This window comes from Clostridium sp. AF36-4, assembly GCF_003435975.1.
GTDB lineage: Bacteria > Bacillota > Clostridia > Lachnospirales > Lachnospiraceae > Eubacterium_F.
Genome location: NZ_QTVH01000026.1, coordinates 1 through 18399, shown reverse-complemented (window position 1 = coordinate 18399; position 18399 = coordinate 1). Strand labels below are relative to the sequence as shown.

Annotated in this window: 16 protein-coding genes, 1 pseudogene and 1 other annotated feature; of the genes and pseudogenes, 2 read left to right on the top strand and 15 right to left on the bottom strand. The window is 41.2% G+C overall.

Translation table 11 applies throughout. The features are described from left to right. Nucleotides 1-3 precede the first annotated feature (3 nt). Nucleotides 4-2925, bottom strand: a complete 2922-nt coding sequence (locus tag DW005_RS11515; protein WP_117479584.1) for an insulinase family protein — start codon at nt 2923-2925, stop codon at nt 4-6. A 711-nt stretch (nt 2926-3636) separates the two neighbouring features. Here DW005_RS11515 and DW005_RS11505 point away from each other — a divergent pair. Together DW005_RS11505 and DW005_RS11500 are read left to right on the top strand one after the other, a co-directional pair. Next, nucleotides 3637-3834, top strand: coding sequence for a cold shock domain-containing protein (locus tag DW005_RS11505; protein ID WP_022376511.1), 198 nt, complete (start codon nt 3637-3639; stop codon nt 3832-3834). A gap of 189 nt (nt 3835-4023) precedes the next feature. Further along, nucleotides 4024-5331, top strand: coding sequence for a phenylacetate--CoA ligase (locus DW005_RS11500; protein ID WP_117479580.1), 1308 nt, complete (start codon nt 4024-4026; stop codon nt 5329-5331). Here DW005_RS11500 and DW005_RS11495 read toward each other — a convergent pair. The 14 genes and pseudogenes from DW005_RS11495 to DW005_RS13890 all read right to left on the bottom strand — a co-directional run. After that, complete coding sequence (locus DW005_RS11495; RefSeq protein WP_117479579.1) at nt 5328-6803, bottom strand: hypothetical protein; 1476 nt, start codon at nt 6801-6803, stop codon at nt 5328-5330. The genes DW005_RS11500 and DW005_RS11495 overlap by 4 nt on opposite strands. Continuing rightward, on the bottom strand, nt 6793-8274 hold the full coding sequence (locus DW005_RS11490; RefSeq protein WP_117479578.1) for a hypothetical protein: 1482 nt from the start codon (nt 8272-8274) through the stop codon (nt 6793-6795). Before DW005_RS11490 ends, DW005_RS11495 begins: the two co-directional genes overlap by 11 nt. Before the next feature lie 63 nt (nt 8275-8337). Continuing rightward, nucleotides 8338-9759, bottom strand: a complete 1422-nt coding sequence (hydG, locus tag DW005_RS11485) for a [FeFe] hydrogenase H-cluster radical SAM maturase HydG (RefSeq protein ID WP_117479576.1) — start codon at nt 9757-9759, stop codon at nt 8338-8340. A gap of 101 nt (nt 9760-9860) precedes the next feature. Continuing rightward, on the bottom strand, nt 9861-10352 hold the full coding sequence (gene spoVAC, locus DW005_RS11480) for a stage V sporulation protein AC (RefSeq protein WP_117479575.1): 492 nt from the start codon (nt 10350-10352) through the stop codon (nt 9861-9863). Nucleotides 10353-10363: 11 nt separating this feature from the next. After that, nucleotides 10364-10777, bottom strand: a complete 414-nt coding sequence (locus tag DW005_RS11475) for a stage V sporulation protein AB (protein ID WP_242989455.1) — start codon at nt 10775-10777, stop codon at nt 10364-10366. Beyond that, nucleotides 10764-11402, bottom strand: a complete 639-nt coding sequence (locus tag DW005_RS11470; protein WP_117479571.1) for a stage V sporulation protein AA — start codon at nt 11400-11402, stop codon at nt 10764-10766. The genes DW005_RS11475 and DW005_RS11470 overlap by 14 nt, the downstream gene beginning before the upstream one ends. Beyond that, the gene (locus DW005_RS13900) at nt 11381-11536 is read right to left on the bottom strand and encodes a hypothetical protein (RefSeq protein ID WP_022376521.1); all 156 of its coding nucleotides are present in this window, start codon (nt 11534-11536) and stop codon (nt 11381-11383) included. The genes DW005_RS11470 and DW005_RS13900 overlap by 22 nt, the downstream gene beginning before the upstream one ends. 44 nt (nt 11537-11580) lie before the next feature. Then, nucleotides 11581-12309 (bottom strand): SigB/SigF/SigG family RNA polymerase sigma factor, encoded by a 729-nt coding sequence (locus DW005_RS11465; protein WP_117479569.1) that lies wholly within the window; start codon nt 12307-12309, stop codon nt 11581-11583. Between the two features lie 12 nt (nt 12310-12321). Further along, complete coding sequence (gene spoIIAB, locus DW005_RS11460; RefSeq protein ID WP_022376523.1) at nt 12322-12759, bottom strand: anti-sigma F factor; 438 nt, start codon at nt 12757-12759, stop codon at nt 12322-12324. Beyond that, entirely contained in the window at nt 12759-13073 is a 315-nt protein-coding gene (locus tag DW005_RS11455) for an anti-sigma factor antagonist (protein ID WP_022376524.1), read from the bottom strand. Before DW005_RS11455 ends, spoIIAB begins: the two co-directional genes overlap by 1 nt. Before the next feature lie 100 nt (nt 13074-13173). Beyond that, nucleotides 13174-14556 carry a zinc ribbon domain-containing protein gene (locus DW005_RS11450; protein WP_181975041.1) on the bottom strand — a complete coding sequence of 461 codons (1383 nt, stop codon included), beginning with the start codon at nt 14554-14556 and terminating at the stop codon, nt 13174-13176. A 26-nt stretch (nt 14557-14582) separates the two neighbouring features. Next, nucleotides 14583-14726, bottom strand: a complete 144-nt coding sequence (locus tag DW005_RS13895; RefSeq protein WP_022376526.1) for a hypothetical protein — start codon at nt 14724-14726, stop codon at nt 14583-14585. A gap of 133 nt (nt 14727-14859) precedes the next feature. Further along, the gene (locus tag DW005_RS11445; protein WP_117479565.1) at nt 14860-17514 is read right to left on the bottom strand and encodes a valine--tRNA ligase; all 2655 of its coding nucleotides are present in this window, start codon (nt 17512-17514) and stop codon (nt 14860-14862) included. A 114-nt stretch (nt 17515-17628) separates the two neighbouring features. Further along, nucleotides 17629-17865 (bottom strand) — a binding site (T-box leader). Nucleotides 17866-17982: 117 nt separating this feature from the next. Then, nucleotides 17983-18399, bottom strand: a pseudogene (locus DW005_RS13890) (hypothetical protein); the annotation flags it as partial.

Sequence of the window (18399 nt, the reverse complement as noted above, 5' to 3'; positions counted from 1 at the left end):
TTTCTAATTCAAAACACGTATTTCATTAAACAACTCTTTTGCATCTTCCACTTTTCCTTCGCTTCCGATTGCACAAATATATCCATCACTAAGTACCGTGGAAACCATTTTTGCAGCCTCGCGAACCTGTTCACAGTCTGCCGAAAGCACCTCATCTCTCTCTTTTTGAATCTGCTCAAAGGTAATGTCGGTAAGCCATGCCTGACTCGAACGCCGTCCCTCGGCTCTCGGTGTTAATGGCGTATCTAACTCACTAACCGTACCAATAATATATTTCATCATATCGCGCTCATCAGCATCAAAAGCTTCCAGATAAGCCGGTACCTTTTCAAATACTTCATTTGTTTCTGCAAGGTTCGGGTCGCGGTACGATACCATATACCCATTTCCCAAATCTGTAAAAGCACACATAACACCATAGGCGCCGCCTTTGACACGGACTTCATTCCACAAGTAATCATATCCAAGAATTGTTTTTAATACCTTATTGACACCGTTGTAAGCAATTCCTTTTTCCGAAGAATTTCCGACCCGTGCCACATATTGCACTTTTCCAGCCGTCTTAAATCCCTCATTTCCTACAATCGGTTTCATCGAATATTCCGGTTTTAGAAGTTTTTCCTCCGCAGAATCCGGCAACCGGTCAATCAACCGTGAAAGTCCATTTTCAAGCGGTTTTAAGCCTTCTTTGCCAGAAGTTAAATCGACAGACAGACGCTCCTTTACAAAAACCTTCTTTGCCAATGCCTGTAAAACAGAAATCAAATTCTCCTTTCTCTCATCAAAATGCTCTTCCAAATCGCACAAAAAGTCATAGTAGGCAATTCCTCGGATATATTCCGTAAGATATGCGTTCTTTTTCATATATGCCATCGCACGGCCAACCGCTGTTGTGTGTCCTGCCGACAAAAGCGATGACTGCTTAATCGAGCGGCTCTCCGCAATAATCTCATACAGTCGTTTTTCATCGAAAAGCTTTGTATTGGTAAGCATTTCCGCCAAAAGGTCAAACACCTTTTCCGTCTCTCCGGTTAATGCTTTTCCACTAATCTCCCATAAATACCGGTAATCGTCATTATGACGGTTTGCGTACACAACCAAATCTGTCGAAATACCGCCGGCATGCAAAAGAATCTCATTACTAAGTTCCAGTTTCGTATACTTTTCCGTATCCATAGCCGAAATTAATTCGCTCAAAAGAGACAAATACGGTGTATACTCTTCCAAATCTTTGACATCGAAAAAGCAGCGAAAATACTCAATGCCATTCGTAAAAATATCATGATGCAAAACCGGAACTCCCACCATTTCTTTCATTTCATTTTTAAATGGCTGCGCTTCTTTCTTCATATCCTCTCTCGTGAGAAGCGGAATGCATTTTAAATCCTCCGAAGGAGTCGGCTCCTCCTGATACTTTTTGAGTTCCTCTGTTTCTTTCACGAGTGCCTCTTTCTGTTCATCGCTCAAAGTTTCCATATAGTCTTCCAGCTTTTTCTTTTCTTCCTCTTCCATAAGCGTAGTCAAGCCCACTTTTGGCTGCACACTGACAAATGTCGCATGCGGATTTTTAAGCAGATATTTTTCAATGATTTTTTCAAAATAATCTGTGCCAACCTGCTTTTTCAAAAATGCAAATGTATCGTTTGCCTGAATATGAATAAACGGTTTATTTTCATCATACAGCCAGCTGTCAAAAATCTGAAGTCCATACATAAGCCCTTTCGGGAAGTTTCCAAAATCCGCCTCCCGGTACTGAAATTCATATCCGTTGATTGCCGCAAGCAGTGACTGCTGATTCAATCCCTCTTTGACGATTTTTTTCAACTCAGTCTCAATCACAGTAATAAACTGCTGTTTCTGCTCCATTTTTACATTTTTCGCAATAATCGAGAAAAACGGCTGTCTGACACTCTCTTCATAATAACAACTGATGTCATTTCCAATGCCCGCGTCCAATAAAGCCTGTTTTAACGGTGCTCCAATCGACTGCACTAATACATAGGAAAGAACCGGAAATGCCCGGTACAAATTTCTGTCAAGTCCGTCGCCACACACGGTATTATAACTGAAATATGCCTTTCCTTCGGTGTCCTCCCCTTCCGTCACCGAATAAAAACCATACTCCTCTTTTCTTTCGGCAAATGGCTTTTGCAGCCGCACCTCGGAATCCACTTCAATTTTCTCAAAATGGCTCAGATAATTTTCATCAATCCAGTTTAACTTTTCTTCCATATCCATATTTCCATACAAATACAGATAACTATTCGATGGATGATAATATTTTTTATGAAATGCCAGATAATCCTCGTAGGTCAAATCCGGTATTGATGCCGGGTCTCCGCCGGACTCCACGCCATATGCCGTATCCGGGAATAACGACTGCTGGATGTTACGGTCTAACAATTGTTTCGCTGATGAAAATACACCCTTCATCTCATTAAATACCACACCATTGTAAATCAGTTCTCCATCCACGCTCTCTAATTCATAGTGCCATCCTTCCTGGCGAAAGATTTTTTCTTCTTTATAAATATTCGGATAAAAAACCGCATCCAGATACACATGCATGAGGTTTTGAAAATCCTTGTCATTACAGCTTGCCACCGGGTAAACTGTCTTATCCGGGTAGGTCATCGCATTTAAGAATGTGTTTAAGGAACCCTTTGCAAGTTCAATAAACGGGTCTTTCACCGGAAACTTATCTGAGCCGCACAACACCGTATGCTCCACAATATGAGCAACTCCGGTCGAATCCTTTGGCGGTGTCCGAAAACCTATGTTAAACACTTTATTCTCATCATCATTTTCCAAAACTGCCACTCTGGCACCGCTCTTTTTATGGCGGAGCAAATATCCTGTACTGTTTAAATCCGATATTTTGCTTTCTTCAATTAACTCGTATGCGCTGCAATTTGAAACATTCATCGCGACTCTCCAATCTATTCTTTTCTTCTTATTTTCTATCTTTTTTCAGATATTTATACAGTATCACATTTGGCGGGGGAATGTCAAAAATTTGAGTGGTTTTTTCACTTTCCAAATTCCCCCAAAATAAATCTGCATCTCTTGCGCCGCTCCCGCTTATCAAAATGCGTAAGGGTATCGGCATGTAAACTACACATGCCAGATACCTACGTATTTGAAGCGCAATCGTTGCAGATTTATTTTGGGGGAATCACCGGAAGTTAAAAACACTAGCAACTTCTCATCAAAACTACTTCTACGACAACTCTTTGCCCTTATCTTCTTTTTGGTTGTTCTCTCTCAAAATCCATGCAACTCTTTTTGCCTTTTTTGACACTTTCGGTTGCCTAAGCTTCTTGCCGGTACTTGCAAACCAACGAAACAGTAAAACAATCAAATACCAATAGGTCAACATTTTATAGTAAGTTTCGTTATCAGAAAGAAGAGCCCAAACCTTTACCATGAGGGATTTTGAACACCGCCGGTGCATAGAGGGCGTAGTTTTCCCTCAGGCGCCGCTGCGTGTGTTCCTTTAGTGAGAACGGTCCCGAACGGTAAAGGTTTGGACTCTTCTTTTTGCTAAAAACTTACTACAAAATTACTCTTTGACTTTTGTTTCCTAATGTGCTATTGTTAAAGGGTGTTAAATTATATTTTTAGGAGGCAAAACACATGAAAGGTACAGTTAAATGGTTTAATGCCAAAAAAGGTTTCGGATTTATCTCCGATGAAGAAGGAAATGACGTATTCGTACACTTTTCTGCTCTGCAGATGGACGGATTCAAAGTTCTCGATGAAGGCGACGAAGTAGAATTCGAAGTTATCGATGGCGAGAAAGGTCCTCAGGCAGCAAACGTAACAAAGTTATAATCGATTGTTAATGAAATAATTTTTGAATAAAAGTTATATAAGTTAAAAGGGTTGTAACAAAAGGTGCTTCATTCGTGGAGCACCTTGCTTTTTTATATAGATTCATGTAAAATGAATCTTAGGTCAAAATGACAAAATGACATTCGCACTTACATGAAAAAGATATTTACAAAATGGAGGATTAATGTAATGGGAAACTATTTTCAAAAAGAAATTGAATGTGCATCCGCAGACCAGATTCGCGCATGGCAAAGTGAGCGTTTGGTAAAGCAGGTAAAAAACATCTATGACAACGTTCCTTACTACCGCACACGCATGCAGAACAAAGGTCTTGAACCAGGCGATATTAAATCGATTGATGATTTACATAAACTTCCTTTTATTACAAAGGATGACTTAAGAGATGCTTATCCATATGGACTTTTGGCACGTCCTTTAAAAGATTGTGTCCGCATGCAGTCAACAAGTGGAACGACCGGACGCCGTGTTGTAGCTTTCTATACCCAGCACGACCTTGATTTATGGGAAGACTGCTGTGCCCGCGCGATTGTTGCTGCCGGCGGTACAAAAGAAGATGTAGTTCATGTCAGTTATGGCTATGGCTTATTTACCGGCGGGTTTGGATTAAATGGCGGTTCTCATAAATTAGGAAGTTTGACACTTCCGATGTCCTCCGGTAATACAGACCGTCAGATTCAGTTTATGACAGACTTAGGTTCAACTATTTTATGCTGTACACCATCCTATGCTGCCTATTTGGCAGAGACCATTGAAGAGCGTGGTGTAAAAGATCAGATTAAACTGAAAGCCGGCATCTTTGGTGCAGAGGCATGGACAGAAGAAATGCGCCACGATATCGAGCAGTCACTTGGCATCAAAGCTTATGACATTTATGGTCTGACCGAAATTTCCGGACCGGGTGTTGCTTTTGAGTGTGAAGCACAGAGCGGCATGCATATTAATGAGGACCACTTTATTGCCGAAATTATCAATCCGGAGACCGGTGAAGTTCTTCCGGACGGTGAAAAAGGTGAATTAGTATTTTCCAGTATTACAAAAGAAGCATTTCCGCTTCTCCGCTACCGTACACGTGATATCTGTATATTAAGCCGCGAGAAATGTTCCTGCGGACGTACTCATGTAAAAATGACAAAACCAATGGGACGAAGTGATGATATGCTGATTGTAAAAGGTGTCAATGTATTCCCTTCACAGATTGAAACGGTATTAATCAATCAGGGATTCCCGGCAAATTATCAGATTATCGTTACCCGTGCTAAAAACAGTGATAATATTGAAGTTCAGGTAGAAATGACTCCGGTCATGGCAGCTGACGCTTCCTTCAACCGCGATCTGGCTCGCAAAAAATTAGTATCCGGTCTGAAAGCCATGCTTGGTATTTTAGCTGAAGTTACTTTAGTAGAGCCGAAAACCATTGCACGCAGTGAAGGAAAAGCAGTCCGCGTCATTGATAAGAGAAACTTATATCAGGGCTAATTTATTTTCCCAATCATTTGTTCATAAAGTGTCAGGCCATAACTTGTGTCGCCTGGCACTTTTTCATACATTTGAAAACGAATTTCATTTTCTTCCGTTCTGCCCGCCGACAAAAACAATACATTCTCAGGGTGTTCCCCATACAATTCTTTTGCAAATTTCGTAATATGAGTCACCATCCATACCGTTACCGCCTCCGAAAGACAAGTATGCATTAAATCCATTGCAATCTGGTAAGCCGTCACTTCTGTTGTAGTCGCAAACGATTCATTCAAAAGAATCAGCGTATTTTTCTTTGCCCCACGTAAAATCTGCTCCATACGCTTTAACTCTTCTTCAAATTTACCCATGTTCATCGTTGCATCTTCGCGTCTGGTAAAATGCGTGAAAATATCCTCATACGCATAAAGCGGATATTTCTTTGCCGGCACGTACATCCCCGCCTGACAAAGCACCTGCGCAATACCAAGACTGCGCAAAAAGGTTGATTTTCCGCCTTGGTTAGCTCCCGTCACGATAAGGGCCCGTTGTTCTTTCAGACTCACAGTATTTGGAATTGGCTGCTCCATACTCTGCAAAGCAAGTGCCAATTCATATAATTTTTCTGCCTCTTCTTCACAATCTTTTGGCATACAAAAATAAAACCCAGCCGACAAACCACGCTCATACATTCTCGCACAGCCCGCCAAAAAGATAATCTGCCTTGACAGCGTCTGTAAAATCTCCTCCCACTGCTGCAGAAACGGCGAACACTGCTCTAATAATTCAAGGACAACCCGGTTGGCAAACTGAACACCGCTCTGGTAAACTTCCTCACTGGCAATTACGCGCCCCTTCTTTCCTGAGAAAATACCGCTTCCTGCCCGCTTTGCCTTGTCACATACGGAAACAACTTCCACATTTTCCAGGGAAAATCCTTCCCCAATTGCTCCCTCCAGCACAATTTCTCCGTTTCCTTTAAAAGCATCCAGATTCTGCACCAGTGCAAGCTGCTCTTCTAATCTTTCGGCCGGCTCTGCCTCACAAAAACTGTCATAAAAATAGTTAAATGCAGTCTCTTTGAAAATCTCCGGATTTTTCACTCCCATTTGCGAAATCTCAGAAAGTCCCTGCACCAATTCCCGAATTGTTTCTACATGCACACCAATCATCGTCTGTTCCATCAAATGTTTACCGCGGCTGTCTAAAATCGCATGCAGTCCACGGGTCAGATTTTCTGAAAGCGTAACAATCCGGTCCCGCAGCCGATATGTTACTGATGTGTTTTCACAGGCAGCCATAACAACCTGCTGCCTTTTTTCAATCTCACTTTCCGTCGTAAGAGGATGCTGAAGAACTTGCAAAATAGCAGGAATGTCACCTACTTTGTCACCTGCCATATTTCTAGCAATCCAATGCAGATTTAAGTCCTTTTCCAAATCCTGCTTTCTCCGATACGAAAAATTTGTCTCCTCGAAAAATTCAATCTTCATGTCCTATCACCGCCTTCATCTGATTTTCGGTCATATTGTATTTGGTAATCAGTGAGTCTTCATATTCTGCCTCACTCGCTGGTTTTCTTGTTATTTTGAAAGAACGCGTATGATGGTCATCTGCCAGTTCCGCAACCAGACTCACTAACCCACCCCTCTCTTTTGCAAGCGACTGGATATGTGTCACATAAATTCCATAGCAGTCATGCGACATGAAATAATCAAGCACTTTCTGCCCCATAATACCGGCATCCCACGTTGCCGCTGTCGTAAATAGCTCATTCAAAATCACAAAACTTCCACTCCATTTTTCCTGCATCATCGGTTTTAAGCGGGTTAATTCCTCCACTAACTTTCCTTTTCCGGACATCTCCGATTCGTCATTTGAAAAATGTGATAAAATCGTTGTGTAATTTGGCACACCTGCCTTTTCACATGGAACTAAAAGACCCATTTTTGCAAAATACAGAATTTGTCCAATCATGCGCGCATAGGTCGTCTTGCCTCCTCCATTGGCTCCCGTAATCACAAAGAACCGCTCATCTTTTTGCAGATTACAGTCATTTGCAATCACTTCCTTTTCACTGCGAAGAGCTAAGGCAAGATCATATCCCTGCTTTACTTCCAGTTTATCCGTTTCCTCCGGCATACAAAATGAATAACCTCTTCCTTTCATGTCCCGCACAAGCAGGAAAAAACCAAGATAGTACTGCACATCTTCCGCTAACTGCACCAGTTTTTCATCCATCTGAATCCGTAACAGTGTTTCTAACATACCATCCCAGTTTTGTCTCTTAATCTGCCGCTCCGCTAGATTTCTCTCAAGCAACGTAAGCTCTGTTTCCTTGTTTACATTCACTGCCTGCCCCGGCTTTTTGGCGGCAGCAAAGGCCTTTGCCATTCTCTCTGCAAAAAATTCGCCCTCCGATTTTTCTTCCCACACAACCTTATTTTTTTGAAGGGAAAATATCATTTTCATTTCTTCCATCGACTGATGCAGATTTTGCACCAATTCTTTGCCCTTTACAAATGCTTCACTTTTTGTCACCTCGTAAAGATAGGAAACAAGTTCTTCCATTGCATCCGAATAAGACGACTGCCTTTTTAAGTCATCCAATAATTGTTCGACTGCCTGTATGTAAATAAGAAGGGAATCTAAATGCCATTTCTGCTTTTGATAAATCAGATTACTGTAAGTGCTTTTTTTCTCATAAGAAACTGCCCTCGCCACCTGCTTTGCATACCTGTCAAACGCCTTGAAAACTGCCTCATTCTGCATATCTGAGGTGATTTTTCTCCGATACTTTGTTGTCTCAGATTCTTTTGGAATATTCTCATACAATTTTTGTAAATCGTATCCCTTAACCAAATTGTTCATGTAAGAAATGCACACATTCAAATTAAAATCCGTAAAAATACTGATTTTTTCCGAATCCTCACACTTCTCTTTACCCAATATACTATAAAACAAATGCTACCTCCTTTATTTTGACCGAAAGGCACTTAAAACACCAAGTGCCTTTCGATTGATTCACTAGAATCGGAAATCTCTTTTGCCTTCATGAATATTTTCAATATACTCTTTTGCCTTCTCTTTCACTACCGGATTTGTAATAATTTCCAGCTGCTCCTGAATCACTTTTTCCCCTTTTTCTTTCGTGTCCGCAGAAGCATAGTCCTCTAAATACTCCTTAAGTGTCATCAGAGCATTTGGCTGACAACAGTTTACAATCTGCCCCGATTTCAATAATTTCATAAACCGGTCACCGGTTCGTCCTTCCCGGTAACAAGCCGTACAGAAACTCGGAATATATCCAAGTCCAAGCAGCCAGTTCACAACCTCATCCAGACTTCTTCTATCGGACACATCAAACTGAGCGGAATTCTCTTCTTCCGGCTCTTCCTCAACGTAGCCGCCCACACTTGTGCGGGAACCACCGCTAATCTGGCTGATTCCAAGGTCTAATACTTTTTCTCTCGTTGCTTTCGATTCACGGGTTGAAACAATCATTCCGGTATATGGCACCGCAATGCGGATAACCGATACAATCTTCTCAAAGATTTCATCCGGAATGGCATTTAATTCTTCCGGATCAATGTCATCAGCCGGGCAGACACGAGGCACACTGATGGTATGCGGTCCAACACCAAACTTAGCCTCCAAATGCTCTGCGTGCATAATAATCCCAACCAATTCATATCGGTATTTATCCAGACCGAACAAAACACCGCAGCCTACATCATCAATCCCAGCTTCCATGGCACGGTCCATCGCCTCTGTATGGTACGCATAATCACTTTTTGGCCCTGCCGGATGTAGTTCTTTGTAAGCTTCTTTATTATAAGTCTCCTGAAACAGAATATAAGTTCCAATCCCTGCATCTTTGAGTTTCTTATAATTTTCAACAGAAGTCGCTGCAATATTTACATTGACACGACGAATCGCTCCATTTTTGTGCTTAATGCTGTATATCGTACGAATACTCTCCAAAATGTACTCAAGCGGATTATTCTCCGGGTCTTCGCCCGCTTCTATCGCCAGACGCTTATGCCCCATATCCTGCAGCGCAATTACTTCCTGCTTAATTTCTTCCTGCGACAGTTTTTTTCTTGCAATATGTTTATTTTTTACATGATACGGACAGTACACACAACTGTTAATACAATAATTAGATAAATAAAGTGGCGCAAACATTACAATTCGCTTGCCATAAAACCGCTCTTTAATCTCTTTTGCAAGTTTTTCAATTTCCTTATTTTCCTCTTCCAATTCACATTCCAAAAGAACCGCCGCCTCTTTGTGGCTGATTCCTTTCATCTCGCGTGCTTTCTGCAAAATCGCATCAATTACCTGTTTATTTGCCTTATTTTCTCTGGCATATGCCAGTGATTCTAAAATTTCTGCATCGTTAATAAATTCATCTGCGATACTCGATTTTGGATCATATTTGTACATAATAATTTCCCCCGATAGTATCAAAATTGGCTGCTTGCGCAACTGTATTAAGGATAGCACAAATGAGATTTTTTTTCAATGTTTTCCCTTACTTTGTTCTGTCAGAGAATCGTTCCAAACCAATAAATCACACCAAGCACCCAACTGCAAAACACACCATACAAAATAACCGGTCCGGCAATCGTGAAAATTTTACATCCAACGCCAAATACCCATCCTTCTTCCTTAAATTCAATTGCCGGTGCGGCTACTGAATTGGCAAATCCGGTAATCGGTACAATCGTTCCTGCACCTGCAAAATTGGCAAGCTTCTGATATAAATTCAAACCGGTAAACAGCACACTGAGAAAAATCAGCGATAATGTCGTATATAATCCCGCTGTTTCTTTTTCCATCCCCAAACTCATATAAGCATTCGAAAGAGCCTGTCCTACGACACAAATAAATCCTCCAATCGCATATGCTTTCAGTAAATTAATGCACCAGCTCTTTTTCGGCGTGTGATTTTTTACATAAGCATTATACTTTTCATCCTTCTTTTTCTGTTCCTTTTCCTGTAAAACCTCTTGAATGTCGATATTATCCTGATTCATTTTCTGCTCCTTTAGCCTTGATAAAAATATTGAAATAAAGTTCCTGTTATTTTCCCAATTGCAATTGCAAGCGGAATAAGATAAAACGCTTCTTTAATTTGCAGACGGTTCACTAAAATGGGAATTACACGCAGCATTTCTGCCAGTGCCATTACCAGACATCCGACATATACACCTGCAAAAAGCCCATAAACCGCCAAAAAAATCGAAGTCAGCGGCATCGGAATTTCAAACACAATCCAAATATTTCCCAATGCACCGCCCGCTATAATCATCGTTTCATACCACACCACATGATTTGCCGTTTTCGTCCTTGCCGCCAGTCTCGGTATAATGCCAAGCATCGTAATAAATGCAAATATTCCCGATGCGACAGCAAAACCGCTCGCCAAACCAATCAGAATGAGAACGCTATACTGAATCACTGTCAATCGTTTTTCCCTCCCTTGATGCTGCCGCAATCAGTGTTTTGTTTACCTGCTCCTCATATGTGTGCATTTCAACCTGAATCGGTGTCGGGTCATCCTTAATTTTTTTCCTGCGGAAATGGTTATAAAAAACGAGGATTCCCACCGGCAGGCCAATCGCATAAAAAATCTCAATGATGGAACCGCCTTGTTTTTCCTGCCCCAGCACCAGACGGTATACTTTGTCAAAGACATCCGCAACACTGACATCCTCGTTAAATGTCATAATGGTAAAAGCTGCTCCCATAAAAACGATAAAAGAAACAAAAATAGTCCGTACATATTCCCACTTTTTCTGTTTCTCCTTTTCATCCGGCTTTTCATAATCAATAACAAAATCACGTTCGCCCAAATTTTCAATTTTTAAATTCGGATATTTCTGATGAATCACCTCATATACTTTCGCAATCGTGAACATCGTTTTTTGCGGGCCATGAGCGGGCAGCGTATAAAATACCATTTGATTTAATTCCTGTACAACTTTTTTATTCGTACAATGTAAAGTTGCCAGATCATGAAATGTAACCTGACGCTTTGCAACCGGGATATTCTGCGCGATTTTTACATATAGTATCTCTTCCATTCTTTATACTCCTTCACCAATGTTCCCTTTCCTTGTACCGGTGTTTTCTCATCGTGATTACCCGAGCGGTAAATCCAGACCGCCAATGCCGCAAATACAAGAATGACAATGGTACAAATACCTGCTTTTTTCATACAAACACTTCCTTTCGGTATTACCATTGCCATTTTCTATATTTTTATTCATGACTGCGACATACAAAATGTTTCCTCATCGAGCCAATAATTTTCTTTTCCAAACGACTGACCTGTACCTGACTCATATCCAAAAGTTTTGCGGTCTGTGTTTGTGTTTTATCTTCAAAATAGCGTAGTTCAATCAATTTTCTCTCTTTCTCGCCAAGCTCACCCAAAAGCTGCTCTAACAAGATTTGATTAACAATATGCTCCGATTCATTTTTTTTCGATGGAATTTTGTCCATAAGAAGAATTTCGCTTCCTTCTTTTTGAAATACCGTTTTATGCAGAGACTCCACTTCGCTGCTGGCTTCAAGTGCCATTACGATATCTTCTCTTGCCAATTCTGTTGCTGCGCTTAGTTCCTCTAACGTCGCATCACGCCCCAGTCGAATGGCCAACATTTCAGCTGCACGCTTAATCCGTATTCCATTTTCCTTTAATGTCCGGCTGACTTTGACCATTCCATCATCGCGTAAAAATCGTTTGATTTCACCACTAATTACCGGCACTGCATAAGTAGAAAATTTCACTTCAAAATTCACATTGAAATTATCGACTGCTTTAATCAAACCAATTGCACCAATCTGGCTCAAATCTTCGGCATCATATCCTCTTCCCGCAAATCGCTTCACGATACTGTATACCAACGGCATATTCGCCTTAATCACTTGTTCTCTTGCCAATTTATCCCCTGCTCGTGAACGTTTAATCAGTTCTATGGTTTCCATTGGCAGACTCCCTTATGACAAAATAAATGAACTATAAATTTTTTTCTTCATACGAATCGTTGTTCCCTGCCCCACCTGTGACTCCACATGCAGCTCATCCATGAAAGCTTCCATGAAAGCAAAGCCCATTCCGGAACGTTCCATTTCCGGTCTGGTCGTAAACAACGGTTCCATGGCACGATTTACGTCACCGATTCCAACACCTTGGTCCGCCACTTCAATCCATATGGTATTTTCCTCAATCCAGCTATGTATCTTAACCTTCCCCGGCTTGCCATCATATCCGTGAATGATGGCATTTGTAACCGCCTCGGAAACTGCTGTCTTGACATCACCAAGTTCTTCTAAGGTCGGGTCAAGCCTTGCTAAAAATGCGGCAACAACCGTCCGCGCCAGACTTTCATTTTCCGAATTACTGTCAAATTCAAACATAATCTCCGATTTTTCCATTATAAAACTTCCGTCCTTTCCTGATATTTGGGAATAATCCGATAAAGCCCCGACATTCTGAAAATACGGTCAACGTTATCTCCAATTCCGGTCACAAAAGTTCTTCCTCCTAAAAAATTCATTTTTCGATGTCTTCCCATTACCATGCCAATTCCTGAGCTGTCCATAAATGTTATACCCGAAAAGTCAAATATTAATGTCCTGACATTTCCCTTCTCTATTTGTAAATCCACTACTTTGCTGATTTGTCCTGCTGTATGATGATCCAATTCCTCGCAAATGTGTAACACAAGCTGAGAGCCCGTTCGCTCCATTGAAAATTGCTCCATTTTTTTCTTTCCTTCCTTTTTTAGTCATTCGAAAAAGACCCATAGAAATTTTCTTCTATAGGTCTTCTCATTCGTTCTTTTATTCTTATTGTCCTTGTGTACCTTGCTGCTCAATCTGCTGCAAATAGTTATTTGCCTTATTCGCAATTGCGCTGTTTGGATCTACCTTAATTGCTTTTCGATACCACTTCTTTGCTTTTTTGTTATCCTGCTTTTTCTGATAACAATAACCAATCTGGTACATCGCATCCTGATGTTTTGGTTTCAGTTTCAGCACATTGCGGTAAATTGCAATCGCTCCATCATAAGACGTATACGCCGTACGCTTTCCTTCATTTAAAAGGGCTTGAATCTGTGCATCCGTCACGGTATGAATGGTTGTGTAAATTTCTTTTGCTTCACTGCTTCCAAAATCGGATTTTTTGCAGTCCGCCACGGCAATTGCTGCCTGAATCTTATCATCCGCAAGATAAGCCTTGACTCCTGTCAATAACTTTTCATAACTTGCCGTTTGTTTCTGTGCAGACGAATCCGCATCCTTTATCTGTTTTTGCAGCTTGTCAACCTGCTCCTGCAAAAGTTCCTTCTCTTTCTTCAATCCGGAAATCTGGGAAGATTGCACGGCTAACTGGTCATTTGTATCTGAAATATGTGAGCCTTCTCCACTTCCGCTGTTTTTCATCGTCGGCCAAAGCAGAACAAACGCTACGGCAAGTCCGACAATGGCACCGATAATCACATAGATAACCGGCATTAACGACCGCTTTTCTTCCTTGTAAGTACCCACCGGGGTTACATTCGAAAGAGGGTCTTTCTTTGACGGCTTTTTCACTAACTCTTTCTCTGAGGAAGCAGCTAAGTCACCAACTTCCTGCATATAGCGCAGTGTTGTCGTATTATTAAAGTCAATTCGCCTGGCGCGGTTTAAGCATTTTGCTGCTTTATGATAGTCTTTGTCATGAATATACAATAATGCAAGCAGCTGCTGTGCACGCACAAAATGCGGATTCAGACTCACTACTTTTTTTAATTGGATAATTGCCAAATCATCATTTCCTGCCTGTGCTGCCGCCAATGCAGAATTATACTTTTTAATCGTTTGATTTGTCGCATCCAGTGCCGTCTGATTCTTCTGAATCGTATTAATATAGTAATCCGCTGCATTGTCATCGGCCTGCAGGTATTTACTCAACACCCACTCGCTCAAAGCTGCTACGGTCTCACCCATCTCATAATAAATCAACCCAAGGAGATTTCTTGCGTTGGTATTTTTCTTATTAAACTCTAAACTTTTTTTCAAAACAACAATCGCACCTGATAAGTCACGCACTTTCGCCTTTTCCAATCCCAGATTATAATAAGTATTGGATACTCTGCGAATATAATGAATCACCGAAAGATTCTGACCGCAAAATGTGCAGAGTGTCGCTGTGTCGCTCACATTAGCGTCGCATCTTGGACATCTCATCTTTGATAACCCCTTCCTGTTTTTCATCACAATGTTCCTTTAGCATCCTGTATCAACTCTTTTACAATATCTGTCACATCTGCTAAATTATTATGATAAACAACATCTTCGACTTTCTCGATGTCCATGCTCGGCTGAAATTTTTCAAGTTCTTCCTCAAAATTAAGCATTCTCGTACCTCCTATTTGCTCTTTCACTGTCACTCATTCCCTTTGGTATTCATAATACCTATTTTGAGTAAAAAAAGCAAGTAGGAAATACGAGAATCCTTCGACAAAACATAAGTTTCCTTCACAAATTACGTCACGGTTTTGTAAAATGCGCCAAACGCTCCTTAACCTGTTCCATCATTCCCTTATATTTCTCTAATTTTTCTCTTTCCTCAGCAATCTTTTTCTCCGGTGCTTTGTTTACGAAATTCGGATTGCCAAGCATACCTTCACAGCGTTTGATTTCGCCGGTAAGTTTCTTTTCTTCTTTCTTCAAACGCTCAATTTCTTTGTCAATGTCAACCAATTCTGCAAACGGAATATAGATAGTTCCATCCGCAATAACAACAGAAACCGCATCCTCGCCAATATTTTCTTTCGTTGACTGCAGTGTCACATCACTGGCAAGACCAAGCGTTGCAAAAAATACTTTATTTTCCTCGAAGATTTTTAGCACTTCTTCTTTTTCTGAAACAACGATAACCGATGCTTTTTTGCTTGGTGGCACATTCATCTCACCGCGGATGTTTCGGATGCCTTTTACTGCTTCCTTAATTCGCTCAACTTTTGCCTCATCCTCAGCAAAGTTACGGCTCTCTTTATACTTTGGCCATTCACTTACCATGATGGAAATTTCTTCATCACCCATAAGTGTACAATAAATTTCCTCTGTGATAAACGGCATATACGGATGCAGTAATTTCAGTGCATCAATTAAAACGGTTTTCAATGTGTACAAAGCTGCTGCTTTTGTTTCATCCGAATCGTTGTACAAACGTGGTTTTACCATTTCAATATACCAGTCGCAGAATTCTTCCCAAATAAAATCATAAATTTTCTGAACGGCAATTCCCAAGTCAAAGGAATCCATCAATACAGTAACATCCTTGGCAAGTGTATTCACCTTGGAAAGAATCCACTTATCTGCCTGAGTCAGCTCATCTGCGGTTACATTTTCATAATCGACATCTTCATTCTGGTCAAAATTCATCATAATGAAACGGGAAGCATTCCATACTTTATTGGCAAAATTACGGCTCGCCTCAACACGCTCCCAATAAAAACGCATATCATTTCCCGGTGCATTTCCGGTTACCAGCGTCAGACGCAGCGCATCGGCACCATATTTATCAATCACTTCAAGTGGGTCAATTCCGTTGCCAAGTGATTTACTCATTTTTCTACCTTGGGAATCGCGCACAAGTCCATGAATCAGCACCGTATCAAACGGAACTTGTCCTGTATGCTCAAGTCCGCTGAACATCATTCGCATAACCCAGAACGGAATGATATCGTAACCGGTTACCAATGTGTTCGTCGGATAGAAATAATCCATCTCCTCCGTCTTATCCGGCCATCCAAGTGTTGAGAATGGCCAAAGGGCTGAACTAAACCACGTATCCAGTGTATCCGGATCCTGACGCATCGGCTTGCCACATTTCGGACATACTGCACTATTTTCTTTGGTTACTACCAATTCACCGCAGTCATCACAGTAAAATGCCGGAATCTGATGTCCCCACCAGAGCTGACGGGAAATACACCAGTCGCGGATATTCTCAAGCCAGTGGAAATACGTTTTATTAAAATGCTCCGGAACAAATTTTGTTTTTCCTTCTTTTACTGCATCAATCGCCGGACCGGCAAGTGGTTTCATTTTTACAAACCACTGTTTGGATACACGCGGCTCTACTGTTGTTCCACAACGGTAACAAGTTCCTACGTTATGATCGTGGTCCTCAATTTTTACAAGAGCGCCCTCTTTTTCCAAATCTTCTACGATGGCTTTTCTTGCTTCATATCGATCCATGCCCGCATACTTCTCATATTCATCCACGATTTTAGCATCGTCTGTCATCACATTAATAATCGGCAGGTCATGACGCAGTCCAACCTCAAAGTCATTTGGGTCATGTGCCGGCGTGATTTTTACGACACCGGTACCAAATTCCATATCTACATAATCATCAGCAATCAACGGAATTTCACGGTGTACCAGAGGCAGAATCAGTTTTTTTCCAACCAAATCTTTATACCGCTCATCATTCGGATTCACGGCTACTGCTGTATCACCAAGAAGTGTCTCCGGACGTGTTGTAGCCAAATTGATATAACCGCTTCCATCCGCAAACGCATAGCGCAGATGCCAAAAATGTCCTTTCTGGTCTTCATACTCTACTTCCGCATCAGAAATTGAAGTCAGGCAGTGTGGACACCAGTTGATGATTCGCTCCCCGCGGTAAATCAAACCTTTATTATAAAGATTTACAAAAACTTCCTTGACTGCTTTATTACAGCCCTCATCCATCGTAAAACGCTCTCTGTCCCAATCACAGGAAGAGCCCATTTTCTTAAGCTGCGATACAATTCGTCCGCCGAATTTATCTTTCCATGCCCATGCACGCTCCAAAAACTTTTCTCTGCCAATATCGTCTTTTGTGAGTCCTTCTTCTTTCATTGCCTCAACAATTTTGGCTTCGGTTGCAATTGATGCGTGGTCTGTTCCAGGCATCCACAAAGTTTCATATCCCTGCATACGTTTAGAACGAATAATGATATCCTGCAGCGTATTATCAAGCGCATGTCCCATGTGAAGCTGACCGGTAATATTCGGTGGTGGAATCACAATCGTATAAGGTTTTTTGTTTGCATTAACTTCTGCATGAAAATATTTTTTGTTTACCCATTTTGCATATAACCGGTCTTCGATATCCGCCGGATTATATGTCTTTTCCAGTTCCTTTTTCATTCTGTTTCATAACCTCCATTCATCAAACTAGATGCCAGGGGCATCTGCCAACCAACATCAAAAAAGACCTGCCGTTTTCGACAAGTCATCAAAATCCTCATTGTCCACGGCATCATAAAGGACGACCTAACAGCCGTGGTACCACCTTTTTTCAAACACAGCATAACTGCCATGTTCCTCATTTTGTCTATAACGGGACAAGCCGTCAGTTCCTACTGGCCGTATCTGCCACATTCAGAACCGCTGTTTCAGAGCTACCTTCCACAAGTTTTTTCCGGGGAAATCTTACAGCCAATGAATTTCCTTCTCTGTCAGTGCCACCTGTGTACTCCTCTCCTGCACTACATTTCTTTCAATATCATACGAGAATTTTGATAAAAAGTCAAGGTTTGTTGGTGATTTGGGTTGTGATAAATGTTTTTTGTTTTCTGTAATTCCGTAGAAACCGGCGCGAACAATTGTCTCCCATCACTCCACACTCTTTTTTTTATTATATCTACCATAGGTATTCTCTTCTCTCACAAGCATTGGTTCCTCAGTCGCTATCTCACGGATATATTCTACCGGTTTGTCGGTACACTCGCTGATAAATTCTAATGGCTGCCCCATAGACAGCATCTTTTTGATAATGCTATTCTGTGTTCTTTTTTCTCCTTGTTCTATTCCTTCTTCCCTTCCTTCCTCTAAGCCTTCTTTTTTTCCTTCCTCAAAAAATTCATGTGAACTATAGTATTTCATAATCTCATCGTCTCCTTCCCTGCACTCTTTCACACTTTTTATAATGTGTCCAAAACATGCATCTTCATTTTCTTCCGTTGTTTCTTTTATGTAGCGCAGTAAATGGTCTAATTCACTGCCATCATCCAATGGAATTTCCAAATTGAT